Below are 14,730 nucleotides of genomic sequence, written 5' to 3' on the forward strand. Positions count from 1 at the left end.
TGATGGATTCCAGCAGTGTCGATCTGCCAGGCAGTGAAATTGAGTCAATCACATTGGAAGATGGTGAACTCAAGGTTCGCTTTTCCCGGGCCTATATCATCAAGACCATCAGCGGCTCCAAGGAACGCACCCGCTGGTGGCAGGCCGGTTCGCTGATCTTTACTGCTGCCGAGCTCGATGGCGAGCTGCCCAGCGCACCCTGTATCTGTGACGGCGGTGACGTGGGGGAGAATGTCTACACCTACCGCGATATGATCCCGTTGCCACTGCAGAGTCAGGGACATGCCCACTGCAAACTGCGCTTCAAAGACAGTGAGCAGATACTTCAGGCGCAGGCCGTGGGGGTGAGGCTGGAGATGGAGGATCGCCCCTACTACATTGAGCACATCAAGCCAGAATAGCCCCGGCTGCTTAGCCGGAGGCGAAGCGATGCGCCCAGCGGGTCGTCTCCGGCAGCTTGTAACGGGTGGTGCAGGCGAGAGTGTAGTGGATGGCCGAAGCCAGGCTGATCCTTTGCCCGATGGATATATAGAGGGGGTTTACGTTGCTGCGGCTGCGTAGCACTGCGCCGATGATCTCGCCCTTGTCTTCCAGTGTTACCCAAGCCCCCTTCTCCGCTGGCAACTCCGCATGGGTGCCGATCAGGCGGCTTTTCGCAACACCAATGGAGGGTGTGTCGGTGATCAGGCCGAGGTGACAGGCCAGCCCAAAGCGGCGGGGGTGGGCCAGCCCCTGACCGTCGCATAGCAGCATATCGGGTGCTGTTTCCAGCCCCTTCAACGCCTCAAGGATTGCCGGTATCTCACGAAAGGAGAGCAGTCCCGGCAGATAGGGAAAGCGGGTGGGCAGGTGTGCGATGCTGTGTTCCAGCAGCTCAAGGGATGGAAACCGCAACAGGGCAACCGCAGCGCGGGTGGTGGCGCCACCATCTTCAAATCCCACATCGACACCGGCAACAAAGCGTGGTGTAGTGAATCGGTCTTCACGGATCACCTTCAGGCTCAGCTGCTGTTGTAGCTCGCGCGCCTGCTGCGGTGTCAGATTCCAATCGTGCAAGTTAGATAGATCCACCTTCAACGTCGCCGGCCAAGTTCAGTGCTGGTTGGATCTGCTCTCGATTAGTCTGAATTCTGAACCGATCGTCCTGTGTGATCCAGGACAGCAAATTCCAACAATTTGTTGCAAATAGCCGAACCTGACATAAGATTGTTCCAGCGGGATGATGACATATACCATGCTTTTTGGTGATTGTGATCGTTTCACAGGCAGTTGAACCATGTTCGCATAAATTTGGCACTGCCTTTGCGTTTCAGGCTAGCGATTTATTAAGTAATTTCAGTGGACAGGCGCTCGTTTCTCCGGTGATGCTGGGGAGCAGGCGCTGTAGAAGGGTGGGCATTAGATGTCAGTGGAACTCTATAACAAACAGGGCCATATCTGCGTAGTTTATCGTGATCTGGTTAGCGGTGAGGCGGTGCAGGCCAATCAGTTTCTCATCTTTGATCACGGCCATGCCGCATTGATCGATCCTGGCGGAGAGCTCACCTACTCTCGTCTGTTTATGGCGATCAGTGATTATGTGAACGTCAAGAAGCTCGACTATGTGGTTGCATCCCACCAGGATCCCGATATTGTTGCCTCGATCAACAAATGGTTGGTTGGTACCGATTGTAAAGTGGTCGTGCCCGCCCTCTGGGAGCGGTTCATTCCTCACTTCACCCGGCCGGGGCGGCTGCAGAACCGGGTCATCGCGATCCCGGATCCGGGCATGAATCTGGAGTTGGGCGATATCCGCCTGAAGGCGCTGCCGGCCCATTTTCTCCATGCCGAAGGCAATTTTCAGTTCTACGATCCGAAGAGCAAGATCCTCTTCTCCGGTGATCTGGGTGCCAACCTGCCGCCGGGAGACCTGGACAAGCCGGTGAAGAAGATCGCTGAGGTTTTGCCCTATATGGAGGGTTTCCACAAGCGCTATATGAACTCAAACCGGGTCTGTCGCTATTGGGCCAACATGGTGAAGGACCTCGATATCGAGATGATCGTGCCGCAGCATGGCCGCGCGTTTGTCGGCAAAAAAGCGGTGGCTGAGTTCATCAACTGGATCGCTGACCTGGAGTGTGGCGTTGATCTGATGAACCAAAGCCACTACCAGATTCCGTAGGATTCGGGGCTTTCGTCGCCCAGTAGTCTGGGGCGACGCAGACTTTATTCAGCAGACTTTATTCAAAGGGGCGCGTAAGGCGCCCCGTTCTATTTAATATTCATGACTCCATTTGCCTCGCTGTCACGAGGAAGTCTGCTCTGTTGCCAGTTCTCCGACCCAGAAACCCAGGTTCTTCTCCAGAAATTCGTCGATCGACATGTAGTGTGAGCCATCACAGGAGAAAGTGAGCCCGATCATGCCATTCATGATGTTGAGTGAGGCGCTGCGCAGATAGATGGTCTCGTCGGCGAAGCGCAGTGCCTTCAGCCCATCGAGTGCGGCGCGCAGCTGGCTGGGAGTGACCTTGGCCACGGCGGGATAGTCGTGCAGTGGATAGGCGAGGCTGATATCGGGATCGATGATTTCCAGCACACCATGAATGCGATAGGAGTAGGGATCCTCCAGCAACCAGAAGGAACAGCGCCCGCTGGAGTAGTGGATCTTACTGTGGAAGATGCCGTGGGTGCTCATCAGCGTCAGTACGGTGTCGTGTACCGAATCGATATTCTCATCCAGCAGGCTTTGAACCCGCTGCTGCATGAACAGGGTACTGCGTACCGCCGGGTCGCCTTTGAACTGTTGCCATTGGCTCTCCGCGGCCAGCGCTGGAGTATCGGCAAGCAGCTTGTTGAGGGAGAAGTCGGCAGCGATAAAGCCCATCAGCTGATCTTCTCGACGTACCGCTTGCAGGGCGGTGACACACTCTTTACCCGAATAGGCGCTCTGGTAGACGGAGGAGAGCATGATGCCTTTGAACGGCAGGTTGTTTTTTAGATAGGGGCGATGGGAGAGGTCCCGCCCGCGCCATGCGGGGTCGGCAACACCGTCACGGATTAGCGAGGAGATCTCCCTGCCATCCAGATCCCAGGCGTAGAGTGTCTCGCAGTGTGTCAGATCCTTGAGATGGCGCTGCAGAGTGGTGTCGATGGCATCAGCATCTGGCCAGACTTCGGCGCAGAGCGCCGCTAGAGCCGATAGAGGTATCCCCACCGACTCGGCCAGTGCCGCCTTCTTTTCAAGGATGATCTTCTGCATTGCGGACATGCCAAACTCCTTCAGATTCACTTGCATCAAGCCAGGTTAAACTGTTGCGGACTTCCGGGACACTATCGCAGCCGAATGTTACATGGGTTTGACTCGATGGAGGCGGGAATGCGGCAAACTGTGTAGAATCCGCCCGGTAAGTTTGAGCGAGAGACGATATCAGGATCCCTAAGTGAGCACCCTAAAAAACGATCGATTCCTCCGGGCTCTGCTGCGGCAGCCGGTTGATGTCACACCCGTCTGGATGATGCGTCAGGCCGGGCGCTATCTGCCGGAGTACCGGGCCACCCGCGCCAAGGCCGGTAGCTTCATGGACCTCTGCCGTAATCCTGAACTGGCATGCGAGGTGACCATCCAGCCCCTCGACCGCTACCCGCTGGATGCGGCGATCCTCTTCTCCGATATCCTCACCGTACCCGACGCCATGGGACTGGGGCTCTACTTCACCGAAGGAGAAGGGCCACGCTTCGAACGCCCGGTGCGTGATGAGGCAGCGGTCAAGGCGCTGGGTCTGCCCGACATGGAGGATGACCTGGGCTACGTGATGGATGCGGTGCGCACCATCCGCCGCGAGCTGGATGGACGGGTGCCGCTGATCGGCTTCTCAGGCAGCCCCTGGACCCTGGCCACTTACATGGTCGAGGGCGGCGGCACCAAGAACTTCGCCCAGGTAAAGGGGATGATGTTCGATCGTCCCGAGCTGATGCATCAGCTGCTCAGCCGGGTTGCCGATTCGGTCACCGCCTACCTGAATGCGCAGATTGCCGCCGGTGCACAGGCGGTGATGATCTTCGATACCTGGGGTGGCGCACTCACCCCGGCCGCCTACCAGGCCTTTTCCCTCGACTACATGCAACGCATCATCCAGGGGCTGACCCGCGAGGCGGAGGGCCGCCAGGTGCCGGTGATCCTCTTCACCAAGGGCGGAGGGCTCTGGCTCGAGCGGATGGCCGAGAGCGGCTGCGATGCGCTCGGCATCGACTGGACCCTCGATCTAGCCGAGGCGCGCCGGCGCGTCGGTGACAAGGTAGTGCTGCAGGGCAATATGGATCCCTGCGTGCTCTATGCTTCACCCGAGCGTATTCGTGAAGAGGTTGGCCGGGTGCTCGAGAGTTTCGGTCCGGGCGAGGGTCACGTCTTCAATTTGGGCCATGGCATTCATCCCAATATTCCGCCGGAACATGCCGGGGCCTTTGTCGAGGCCGTGCATGAATTAAGCCGGCCCTATCATCAGGCATCCAGATCTTTACCAGGGAGTAAATAGCAGAGTGAACAAGCGTAAAGTGATTGTGGGCTTTAGATTACTGGTTGTCGGCCTGTTAGCTACCTTCGAGGCAATGGCTGAGCCGAATACGATAGAGGTACGCCTTGCCGCCTTCTGGGCCAGCACCGCTACTGAGCTCAGGCTCGATTCAAAAGATGGCACAATCGGGACCAGCTTTAACATGGAGGATCAACTTGGCCTGGGAGAGCGGGAGATCCTGCCGATGCTGGATATCACCTATCGCTTTAATGAGAATCACGCCATCGATCTCTCCTATGTGGAGTTATCACGCAGTGGCAGCAGTATGCTCAACAGCACCATCACTATTGATGGTGAGGACTATACCGTTGATACGCTCGTCGACAGCTTCTTTGATTCGAAGGTCGCACGTCTGGCGTGGCGTTATAAGCTCTATCAGAACGAAGACTGGCAGATCGAGAGCCTGCTCGGTGTCCATGTGACCTCACTCTCCACAGGGATTAGCACGCGCCTTGCTGGCCCCAGCTATGATGCCGACGTGAGCATCCCGCTACCCAGCCTGGGTCTGGATGGTGCCTATTGGATCTCCCCCAAGCTGAAACTGGATGCTTGGGCGCAGGTGTTTGCGCTCGATTATGATGCTTATTCTGGCAGTCTGGTAAATGGCAGCATTTCGGTGCGCTATGACTTCAGTAAAAACTTCGGCATCGGCGGCGGCTACACCTATTACGGATACAGCCTCTCCGCCGATGATGACAACCTGCGGGGTGAGTTCGATTACACCTTTCAGGGACCGATGCTCTATCTGCAGGCGGGTTACTGATTCCCTTGATCAAACAAGCCTTATACCTCTTGGCTTCGCATCTAGAGTGAAGACAACATGAAGATCACGCTTATCGGATTGGGGCTGATGGGGAAGCCGATCGCACAGCGGCTAATCCAGTGCGGGCATGAGCTGGTTGCCTGGAACCGCTCCCAGGTTGCTTACGGTCAGGTGCAAGCTAAAGGTATTCCGGTCGAATCTGATCTGACAGCCGCGATTGCCCAGGGGGAGGCTGTCCTGCTGACCCTGAGCGATGCCGCAGCTATCCGTGCGACCCTGTTGCAGCCCTCGTCACTCAGTGGGCTGGCAGGCAAGGTCGTGGTACAGATGGGAACCATCGCACCGAATCAGAGCCGCGAGATTGCCTCTGCGGTGGAGGCGGTTGGTGGACACTACCTGGAGGCACCGGTGCTCGGCAGCATCCCGGAGGCACGGTCCGGCAACCTGATCGTGATGGCCGGAGGTGATGCAGAGATCTACCAGCAGATGCTGTTGTTGTTGCGTTGTCTCGGCAAGCAGGTGCAGCGCATCGGCGAGGTTGGTCAGGGTGCGGCGATGAAGCTGGCGATGAACCAACTGATCGCTTCGCTCACCTCTGCCTTCTCCCTGAGCCTTGGGCTGGTGCGGGCCGAAGGCATCGATGTGGAGCAGTTCATGGGCCTGCTGCGAGAGAGCGCGCTCTATGCGCCGACCTTCGACAAGAAGCTGGCGAAGATGCTGAGCCACGATTATGCCAACCCCAACTTTCCCCTTAAGCATCTGATCAAAGATGTGGATCTTTTCAGCCGCGTGGTGGATGAGCTGGGCATCGATGCGCAGTTGCCGCAGACGATGCTAAGAGTCTTCGGTGAGGCGCAGGCTGCGGGACATGGGGAAGATGACTACTCATCACTCTACGAGGCGATCAACCCCGACTTTCAGGCTAGTCAGGATGAGGGCTGCTGACGCGGCAGCACAGCCTTTTCGATCTATTAGGTAGGATTTGATGAAACTGCTATTCAGCACAATGCCGGGTCGCTATGAGCGGCACCTGATGCGAAAACACAACAACCCTCTGTTCGACAAAAGTGAGCGTTCGCTTACGCCCTCTGCGTTGGAAGAGGCACAGCGCAAAGATCACGAAGAGCTGGTGAGCTTTATCGAAGAGCTGCGCAAGCTGGTGGGTGAAGCGGTCGGACTTGGTCCCCACGAACAGAGCGATGTGATCCTCGAACTGAAAGAGCGTCTCGACAAGGCCTATGAGACCGCCTGCGGTCTGGCCGATGAGCAGGGCGCCAACAAGGATGCGATCAGCAAGCTGGTGGCGGTGATTATGCAGGCGGTGTGGCGAGGTGCCGGCAATGACACCCTGGCCCATCAGGAACTGCAGCAGGAGGAAGAAGCCAGGCGGCTGCACTATGAGATGCTGGAACACCCGTTGGCGGTGGACCTGCTCTCCCCCGACTCTCTGATAGGTGAAGATGACTTGGTGCCGACTCTGCTGAGCGCTTCTGAAGAGGAGTTTCAGGTGGCTGTGACCCTGTTTGATCCGCCGCAGCTGGAGGCGATCAGCAAACAGGCCCGGGCTCTGCTGGAGCAGCGCCAGCAGGAGGGGGAATCAGTGGCACAGGCGCTTGAGCGGTTGAGCGAGCTGGAGAACTTGCTGAAACATTTCGAGAGCGAAGCAGCTTCTTAGGGAGGCTCCGAACGAATCATGGGCGGATAGCCTTGCGCTCCAAAAAACGGCCGGGAGTCATTTTTACACAAGCCACGAAGGAAGCGCTGATAAATTAATCAATTCCAGCGGCCCTCCCAGCATCAGCGATTTTTTCGCGTTAAAAAATCGGCATTGTATGCTGGCACAACCCGACCAACCTCGACAAAACCAGCCACTTGCCACCAGCTGATCTCCAAATGCTTTAGCAAAAGTAGTTGCTGGCACCTTATCAAAGTAGCACTCGTTCGATGCCCTGCTGACTCATCTGCTGGATAAATTGCTGCTGCCACCGCTCTCCCAGCATCCTGTTTGCCAGTTCGACCACAATATAAGTGGGTTTGAGGCCGGTTGAGTCGGTATAACGGCTTAGGCCCTGCTGGCAGGCAGGGCAGCTGGTCAGCAGCTTGACGCTGATATGGCCCGGCTTTGCATCATCAGCTAGTTTGGCCAACCCGGCTTGGAGTTCCTCCTCCTTGCGGAAGCGCAGCTGGTGGGCGATGTCGGGCCGACTGGTGCCGAGGGTGCCGGCTTCGCCACAACAGCGATCCGATAGCTCGACCCTGCCGCCAGTGAGGGAGGCAGTGACCTCGAGTGGATCATGCAGCTTCATCGGGCTATGGCAGGGGTCATGGAAGAGGTAATTGCCCGGCGCGCCGTCAGTAATCTTGATCCCTTTTTCCATCAGGTATTCATGGATGTCGAGCAGTCGGCAGCCGGGAAAGATCTTTTCAAATTCATACTTCAGCAGCTGATCTATGCACGTGCCGCAGGAGACCACCACGGTGCGAATATCCATGTAGTTGAGAGTATTCGCGACACGGTGAAACAGCACCCGGTTCTCAGTGGTGATCTGGTGACCGCGCTGCGCCTGTCCGGCCGCGCTCTGTGGGTAGCCGCAGCAGAGATAGCCGGGGGGGAGCACGGTGGTGGCGCCAGTCTCGGCCAGCATCGCTAGGGTCGCCAGACCGATCTCGCTGTAGAGGCGCTCTGAGCCGCAGCCTGGGAAATAGAAGACCGCCTCGTTTTCTTCGGGCGACCCCTTAGGGCTGTGCAGGATCGGTATAGTGGTGTGATCCTCTAGTTTGAGCATCGCCCGCAGGCTCTGCTTGGGTGGCTCTACCCGGATCGGGTAGCTCAGCATCTCCAGCGCCAGGGTCTTTACCTCCGGTCTGCCTGTGGTGGCGCGGGGTAGGGTGCTGCGCTGTTTCAGTAGACCACTGCGCTTGGCTAGCCCATGCGCCAGATTAAGCGCCTTGAATCCCCACTCGGCCAGCCCCAGGCGCATCCAGCGGATTGCCCGTGGATCGGTCATATTGAGGAAACTCATCGCCGCCATTGCACCCAGGCTGCGGCGCTTCTGGCCGCGCTCGGTGAGGATCTTGCGCATGCGGGTGGTGACCTCACCGAAGTCGATATTGACCGGGCAGGGCGTGAGGCACTTGTGGCAGACGGTGCAGTGGTCGGCCACGTCGTTCATCTCATCGAAATGGCGTTGCGATAGACCGCGGCGGGTCTGCTCCTCGTAGAGGAAGGCTTCGATGATCAGGCCGGTAGCGAGGATCTTGTTGCGCGGTGAGTAGAGCAGGTTGGCACGTGGTACATGGGTCATGCAGACCGGCTTGCACTTGCCACAGCGCAGACAGTGTTTGATCTCGTCGTTGAGCGCGCCCAGCTCACTCTCTTCGAGGATGATTGCCTCCTGCTCCAGCAGCTTGAGCGAAGGAGTGTAGGCGTTGCGCAGATCGGCACCGATAGCCAGCTTGCCACGGTTGAAATGCTGTTCGGGATCGACCTGTGCCTTGTAGCGGGCAAACGCCTGCAGCTTCTCCGGCTCTAGGTACTGCAGCTTGGTCAGGCCAATGCCGTGCTCACCAGAGATCGCTCCGCCCAGCGAGGAGGCCAGTGCCATGATGCGGTCCACCATCCGCTCGGCGCGGTGCAGCATCGCGTAGTTGTCGGAGTGGACAGGGATATTGGTATGCACGTTGCCGTCACCGGCATGCATGTGCAGCGCCACGAACAGCCGCGACTCCCGGAGCCGCTGGTGGATCTCGCGCAGCGCGTGGCGTAGCGGCTGCATTTCCTGGCCGGGGAAGGCCTCATCCAGCTGCAGAGCTATCTCCTGCCGGTAGGAGATCAGCAGGTCACGGCGCAGTAGCAGATCGAGCAACCGGTCGTTTGGCTGGATGTGTTGGGCCTCCGCTTCGCTCAGCAGCTGCCGGTGGTCGGCGGCAGGCTGTTCGATCTGTTGCAGGGTCTCGCTCCAGCGCCCCCGCGCCCGCTCAACGGCGCTCTGCGCCAGGCTGATCTTGGCGCGGGAGATCGCTTCATTCTCATCGCTGGCACCGAAGGCCTCGCTGGCCAGATCGCGCCATTCGCTGCTCTGTAGATAGTCGAGAACGGCATCAGCGATCTCGATCTTGTTGCTGATCGATTCCTCGATATTAATGCGCTCGATGCCGCGACTGTAGTCGGCCAGCCGCTCCAGCGGGATCACCACGTCTTCGTTGATCTTGAAGGCGTTGGTGTGGGCGGAGATGGCGGCGGTGCGGGCCCGGTCGAGCCAGAAATGTCTGCGCGCCTCGGCGCTGCTGGCGATAAAACCCTCGCCGCCGCGTGCCTCCACCAGTTCGACCACCTGGTCTGCCGCGCTGCTGACCTGGTCCGCCTGATCGCTGGCGATGTCGGCCAGCAGCACCATCTTGGGGCGCTCGGCGCGGGCCGCCTTGGTGGAGTATTTGACCGCCTTCAGATAGCGCTCATCGAGGTGCTCCAGACCCACCAACGTGACCTTGTCGTGCCGGTCCAGATACGCTTTGATCTCGACGATGGCCGGCACCGCCCGGCCGATGTCGCTGCCGAAGAACTCCAGACAGAGGGTGCGAACCTGCTCAGGCATGCGGTGCAACACGAAACGGGCGGAGGTGATCAGGCCGTCGCAACCCTCCTTCTGCACCCCTGGCAGGCCGGAGAGAAACTTGTCGGTGACATCCTTGCCCAGCCCCGCCTTGCGGAAGGCGCTGCCGGGTATCTGTAGGATCTCCGGTTCAGCGAGTGGTGTGGTGCCGTCGTTGGCATAGCGGCTGATGCGGAAACGCACCTCGGGCTGATCGTGGATTTTGCCCAGATTGTGATCGAGCCGCTCCACCTCCATCCAGCTGCCGTCCGGGGTCACCATGCGCCAGCTGGCGAGGTTATCGAGGGTGGTGCCCCACAGTACCGCCTTCTTGCCGCCGGCGTTCATTGCGATGTTGCCACCGATGGTGGAGGCGTCCTGGGAGGTGGGGTCGACGGCAAAGGCGAGCCCGGCGGCCTCCGCCTGTTCCGAGACCCGCCGCGTGATCACCCCTGCGCCGGCGACAATGGTCGGCACCGGTTCCGCCACGCCGGGCAGTGCGATGCTCTCGATCTCCCCCAGTTGCTCCAGCTTCTCAGTGTTGATCACCGCCGAGTGGGGGTCGAGCGGCACCGCACTGCCGGTGTAGCCGGTGCCGCCACCGCGCGGGATGATGGTCAGACCGGAGGCGATGCAGGCGCGCACCACCGCTGCTACCTCCGCCTCGGTGTCGGGGGTGATGACCACGAAGGGGATCTCGACGCGCCAGTCGGTGGCGTCGGTGGCGTGGGCGACCCGCGCAAGGCCGCTGAAATCCACATTGTCTTTGCGGGTCAGGCCGATCAGATTACGCTTTACTTGACGGCGTAGCTCAATCTGCCGGATGAAGCGTGCCTCGAATGCCTCCACCGCCTGGCGTGAGGCGTGCAACAGGTGGATCGCCTGCTGGTTTTCATTGGTGCGCAGCTCAAACTGATCAAGACGATGGTGCAGGGCGTTGATCAGGGCCTGGCGGCGCTCCTCATTCTGCAACAGGTCGTCCTGCAGGTAGGGATTGCGGCTTACCACCCACATGTCGCCGAGCACTTCGAACAGCATGCGGGCGGAGCGGCCGGTGCGGCGCGAGCCCCGGAGATCCTCAATGACCCGCCACAGCTCCTCACCGAGAAAGCGAATGACGATCTCCCGGTCAGAAAAAGAGGTGTAGTTGTAGGGGATCTCACGGATCCGCGGCTTGACGGCTGTTGGCATAGTCCGCTCCGGCTCAAAACGAAAAACGCCCGCATCACTCATGGCGTGCGGGCAAGTCGGTATTGTATATTAAAACTCCTGTCGGCATGCATTGATCCCAAACATGGAAAGCTGCGCCCCAACTAACCCGGGCAGTCGATTGAAGCGGCTTGGGAGGCGGACAGGATCAGGGAAAGTCGGGGCCGGTATCCTTCTCTCCCAATATCCGTTCGATGGCGCAGGCGATGCTGAAATTCGCGTGCTCCATGGGGCTGCTGCGGATTACGCTGAGGATGGCCGCAAAGGGGGGGGTAATCGATTTGCCTGGTAGTATCTCCAAGGCCAGTTCCGTGCCAGTCGCCAGTTCCTGGTCAAACTCCAGCAGCAAACCGCTGCTACTCAGGTTTCTAACAATGCCGGTCGCCAATTGCGGCTGGCCGCTGATACGAAAACGCGCCGGACAATCCATCTCCATCCGCACGAAGTCCCGCTTCTCGGCGTAGTCAAGCATCACTATTACTCCTCATCTCTGGCTGCACAATCTGGAATCTATGCTTAGGCATAATGTAGCAGCCTGCTGGGAGGCTTCCAGGGTGAGATCGAGCAATGCAGGCATTAGTTTCCCCAGCCGATGGAGTGGCCGTGGCGTAGGCGGCTTCTGATAGACTGGCGGCTGGAGCGGTTGCAAAAGTGGGGTGAAGATGATGTCAACAACTCTCAGACTATGCGGCTGGCTGCTGCTGTTGCTGCCGGTGTCGCTCAGTGCCGATACGCTCTACCGCTCGGTGGACCCGGAAGGCCGGGTGATCTACTCCGATACCCCCCAGTCGGACTCTGTCGAGACACAGCGCATCCAGGTTGAGTCTAAACCCTCTGCCGCAGCACAGCAGCAGGCGCAGCAGCGAGAGAGTGAGATCCGCCGGGCTGCGGACAAGGCCGTTGCGCAACGCGAATATAAGCGGAAACAGCGCGCCAGAGTGGTCGAGCAGGCGGAGCAGCAGTTGCAAGAGGCGGAGCAGCGCCTGGAGCAGGCCAGGGTGTTGCGAGACGAAGATCGGCAGACCATCGGTGGCGGCAAAGGCCGGCGCATCCGGCCTGAATACTTTGAGCGCATCGAGCAGGCCGAGGCGGCAGTGGCGGCAGCCCGCAAGCGTCTGCAACAGGCGCGCATCGGCCGCTGATGCAGACCTATCTGGTCGGTGGCGCGGTGCGCGATCGGTTGCTGGGGTTGCCGGTGACCGAGCGCGACTACCTGGTGGTGGGGGCGACGCCGGAGCAGCTTCTGCAACAGGGGTTTCGCCAGGTGGGGCGTGACTTTCCGATCTTCATCCATCCGCAGGATGGTAGCGAGTATGCCCTGGCACGCACCGCCAGCGGTTCTCGCCAGACTCTGGCCGCGCCCCTGGCCCATCCGGGGGTGACCCTGGAGGAGGATCTGTCGCGGCGGGATCTCACCATCAACGCGATGGCAGAGAGTGACGACGGAGAGCTCATCGATCCGTTTGGTGGACGCCGGGATCTCGAGCAGCGCGTGCTGCGCCACATCTCACCGGCGTTTGCCGAGGATCCGATCCGGGTGTTGCGGGTGGCGCGTTTCATGGCGCGCTTTGCGTCTCTGGGGTTTCGTATCGCCGGGGAGACTAGGGAGTTGATGCGCTCGATGGTTGATGCGGGCCAACTCAACGAGCTGGTGCCGGAGCGGGTCTGGCAAGAGCTCGACAAGGCCCTTGGCGAGCCGAATCCGGTGCCGTTTTTTGCGGCCCTGCGGGAGGTTGGCGCGCTGGCTCGGCTGTTGCCTGAACTGGACAGCCTTTGGGGGGTGCCCCAGCCAGAGCGCTGGCACCCGGAGATCGATACCGGCGTGCATACGATGATGGTGCTGGCGCAGGCCGCCCGGCTATCGGATGAGCAGAGCATCCGTTTTGCCGCTCTTACCCACGACCTCGGCAAGGCATCGACCCCGGCGCACATCTTGCCCAGCCACCATGGCCATGAGGAGCGCGGGGTAGCAATCCTGCGAGCACTCTGTCGTCGTCTGCGGGTGCCCACCCGGTACCAGGAGCTAGCAGAGTGTTGCGGCCGTTACCACAGCCAGCTGCACCACCTGGATGAGCTGAAAGCCACCACCCGCCTGAAGCTGCTGGAGCGACTGGATGCGTTTCGCCGGCCGCAGCGACTGGAGGCGTTTCTACTGGTCTGCGAGGCCGATTTCCGTGGGCGGGCGGGGTTTGAGCAGCGCACCTATCCTCAGGCCGACCGTTTGCGACGGCTCTATCGGGCCGCCGCCAGTGTGGATAGCAGTCAGCTGCCGAAGTGGGTGAGTGGTAAGGCGATGGGCGATGCGATGCGCCGCTTGCGCTTGGAGGTAATGCGCCGGGTCGACCGTGAGGTTAGTTGACCAGGCGGTCAAAGATGCGAAAGCCCGCCAGATAGGTGCCGACAGCTGAGCCGAGGGTGCTGAGAAAGAACACCAGCAGGGTGCGGGATACGCGGTTGTGCCACCAACCCTTGAAGTGGGTGGTGTCATTGCGTAACCGGCCAAAGTCGGCCACCGTTGGTTTGCGCAGATAGAGCTCTGCCGCGGCGGTCACCATGCCGGCGCCGATCGCCGGGTTGAGTGAGGTCAGCGGGGCGGCAACAAACGCGGTCAGTACGGTCAGCGGATGGGCCGCTGCGACCAGTGCGCCGAGGGCTGAAAGCCCGCCGTTGATCAGTACCCAGTCGAGCACCAGCTGCCAGCCCAGGTCACTGCTGCGGAAAAAACCAGCCGCAAAGCCGCCGAGCACCAGGCAGACGATGACCCAGGGGATCAGCTTCGGCCAGCGGCTCGGCTCCGGCAGAGAGTCGAGTTGCTTGATCGTGGCCTTGGCGGGTTCCGGCTCGCTCTGCAGGTAGTTTGCCACCCCCTGCAGATGGCCGGCACCGATCACCACCAGGATGTTTTCATGGCCCTGCTGTTCGATCTCTTCGCGCAGGCGCGCAGCCATGTAGCGGTCACGTTCGTCGATCAGGGGCAGAAACAGATCCTGGCGGTCTTCGGCAAACTCGGCAAAGGTGGTCTCTAATATGTCGCCCTCTTTCAGGCGCTCGATCTCCTCTTCCGCCACATCCTCTTTGGAGAGGATGCCCGCCAGTAGGCCAACAAACAGACTGAAGCGTCTGAACCAGCTGAGGTTGCTAGCAACCCGCTTGAAGGTGACGCTGATCTCCCTGTCGATCAGCAGCAGCGGTTTGTTGGACTCCTGGGCGATACGCACTGCCTCACGCTGCTCGGCACCGGGTTCGATGCCGAACTGGTCCGCCAGTCGCTGTTGATAGGCGCTCAGGGCGAGACTAGCCATCACCATGGTGACGCGGCCCTCGCGCACCACGCGAAACAGATCCATCTGCGCCAGCGCATCGGGATTTAGCAAGGCGTTATAGCGGCTGGGGCAGAGCTCCACCGCGACCGAGTCATAATCGCCACTCTGCAGCAGCTCGCGCACCTTCTCTGCGCTAGTGCGTGAGACATGCGCGGTGCCGAGCAGCGTCAGCTGACTCTCGCCGAGCTGGATCTGACGGATGGGTTGCTGTTCCTCTGCCTGCATGGTGCTCTTGGGGTTGGCAAAAGGTAGCCATCATACCAGTGAATTACGAGCCTGGCTTTATCTCGTCC

General features: G+C 59.9%; 13 protein-coding genes. 8 read left to right on the forward strand and 5 right to left on the reverse strand.

Going from position 1 to position 14,730, the window contains the following annotated elements:
- Window positions 1-2 precede the first annotated feature (2 nt).
- Window positions 3-401, forward strand: a complete 399-nt coding sequence (locus tag L0Y14_RS00090) for a hypothetical protein (protein ID WP_240991665.1) — start codon at window positions 3-5, stop codon at window positions 399-401.
- Between the two features lie 10 nt (window positions 402-411).
- Here the strand turns inward: L0Y14_RS00090 and nfi are convergent, their stop codons facing one another.
- Window positions 412-1,071 carry a deoxyribonuclease V gene (gene nfi, locus L0Y14_RS00095; RefSeq protein ID WP_305790613.1) on the reverse strand — a complete coding sequence of 220 codons (660 nt, stop codon included), beginning with the start codon at window positions 1,069-1,071 and terminating at the stop codon, window positions 412-414.
- A 331-nt stretch (window positions 1,072-1,402) separates the two neighbouring features.
- On the opposite strand from nfi, the gene L0Y14_RS00100 reads away from it, so the two are divergent.
- On the forward strand, window positions 1,403-2,161 hold the full coding sequence (locus L0Y14_RS00100) for an oxygen-binding di-iron domain-containing protein (protein ID WP_005958775.1): 759 nt from the start codon (window positions 1,403-1,405) through the stop codon (window positions 2,159-2,161).
- A 123-nt stretch (window positions 2,162-2,284) separates the two neighbouring features.
- Here the strand turns inward: L0Y14_RS00100 and L0Y14_RS00105 are convergent, their stop codons facing one another.
- Window positions 2,285-3,247, reverse strand: coding sequence for a PDC sensor domain-containing protein (locus L0Y14_RS00105; protein WP_040819748.1), 963 nt, complete (start codon window positions 3,245-3,247; stop codon window positions 2,285-2,287).
- Window positions 3,248-3,419: 172 nt separating this feature from the next.
- Here L0Y14_RS00105 and hemE point away from each other — a divergent pair, with 172 nt between their 5' ends.
- Genes hemE through L0Y14_RS00125 form a run of 4 tightly spaced genes read left to right on the forward strand, consistent with a single transcriptional unit; the run spans window position 3,420 to window position 6,988 of the window.
- Window positions 3,420-4,511 (forward strand): uroporphyrinogen decarboxylase, encoded by a 1,092-nt coding sequence (gene hemE / locus L0Y14_RS00110; protein WP_005965534.1) that lies wholly within the window; start codon window positions 3,420-3,422, stop codon window positions 4,509-4,511.
- Window positions 4,512-4,515: 4 nt separating this feature from the next.
- A complete protein-coding gene (locus tag L0Y14_RS00115) occupies window positions 4,516-5,313 on the forward strand; it encodes a hypothetical protein (protein ID WP_005965536.1) in 798 nt (265 codons plus the stop codon).
- A 57-nt stretch (window positions 5,314-5,370) separates the two neighbouring features.
- The gene (locus tag L0Y14_RS00120; protein ID WP_005965538.1) at window positions 5,371-6,258 is read left to right on the forward strand and encodes an NAD(P)-dependent oxidoreductase; all 888 of its coding nucleotides are present in this window, start codon (window positions 5,371-5,373) and stop codon (window positions 6,256-6,258) included.
- A gap of 40 nt (window positions 6,259-6,298) precedes the next feature.
- Complete coding sequence (locus L0Y14_RS00125) at window positions 6,299-6,988, forward strand: hypothetical protein (protein WP_039960499.1); 690 nt, start codon at window positions 6,299-6,301, stop codon at window positions 6,986-6,988.
- Window positions 6,989-7,238: 250 nt separating this feature from the next.
- Here the strand turns inward: L0Y14_RS00125 and L0Y14_RS00130 are convergent, their stop codons facing one another.
- Window positions 7,239-11,096, reverse strand: a complete 3,858-nt coding sequence (locus tag L0Y14_RS00130) for a DUF3683 domain-containing protein (RefSeq protein WP_006475137.1) — start codon at window positions 11,094-11,096, stop codon at window positions 7,239-7,241.
- 166 nt (window positions 11,097-11,262) lie between these two features.
- Window positions 11,263-11,586, reverse strand: coding sequence for a PilZ domain-containing protein (locus tag L0Y14_RS00135; protein WP_006475138.1), 324 nt, complete (start codon window positions 11,584-11,586; stop codon window positions 11,263-11,265).
- Between the two features lie 190 nt (window positions 11,587-11,776).
- On the opposite strand from L0Y14_RS00135, the gene L0Y14_RS00140 reads away from it, so the two are divergent.
- Together L0Y14_RS00140 and L0Y14_RS00145 are read left to right on the forward strand one after the other, a co-directional pair.
- Entirely contained in the window at window positions 11,777-12,256 is a 480-nt protein-coding gene (locus L0Y14_RS00140; RefSeq protein ID WP_006475139.1) for a DUF4124 domain-containing protein, read from the forward strand.
- A complete protein-coding gene (locus tag L0Y14_RS00145) occupies window positions 12,256-13,473 on the forward strand; it encodes a multifunctional CCA addition/repair protein (protein ID WP_006475140.1) in 1,218 nt (405 codons plus the stop codon). Before L0Y14_RS00140 ends, L0Y14_RS00145 begins: the two co-directional genes overlap by 1 nt.
- On the opposite strand, the gene L0Y14_RS00150 is transcribed toward L0Y14_RS00145, so the two are convergent.
- On the reverse strand, window positions 13,466-14,662 hold the full coding sequence (locus L0Y14_RS00150) for a TraB/GumN family protein (RefSeq protein WP_006475141.1): 1,197 nt from the start codon (window positions 14,660-14,662) through the stop codon (window positions 13,466-13,468). The two genes, L0Y14_RS00145 and L0Y14_RS00150, sit on opposite strands and share 8 nt — an antisense overlap.
- Window positions 14,663-14,730 lie beyond the last annotated feature (68 nt).

This window comes from Candidatus Endoriftia persephonae (assembly GCF_023733635.1).
In the GTDB taxonomy this organism is placed as follows: domain Bacteria; phylum Pseudomonadota; class Gammaproteobacteria; order Chromatiales; family Chromatiaceae; genus Endoriftia; species Endoriftia persephonae.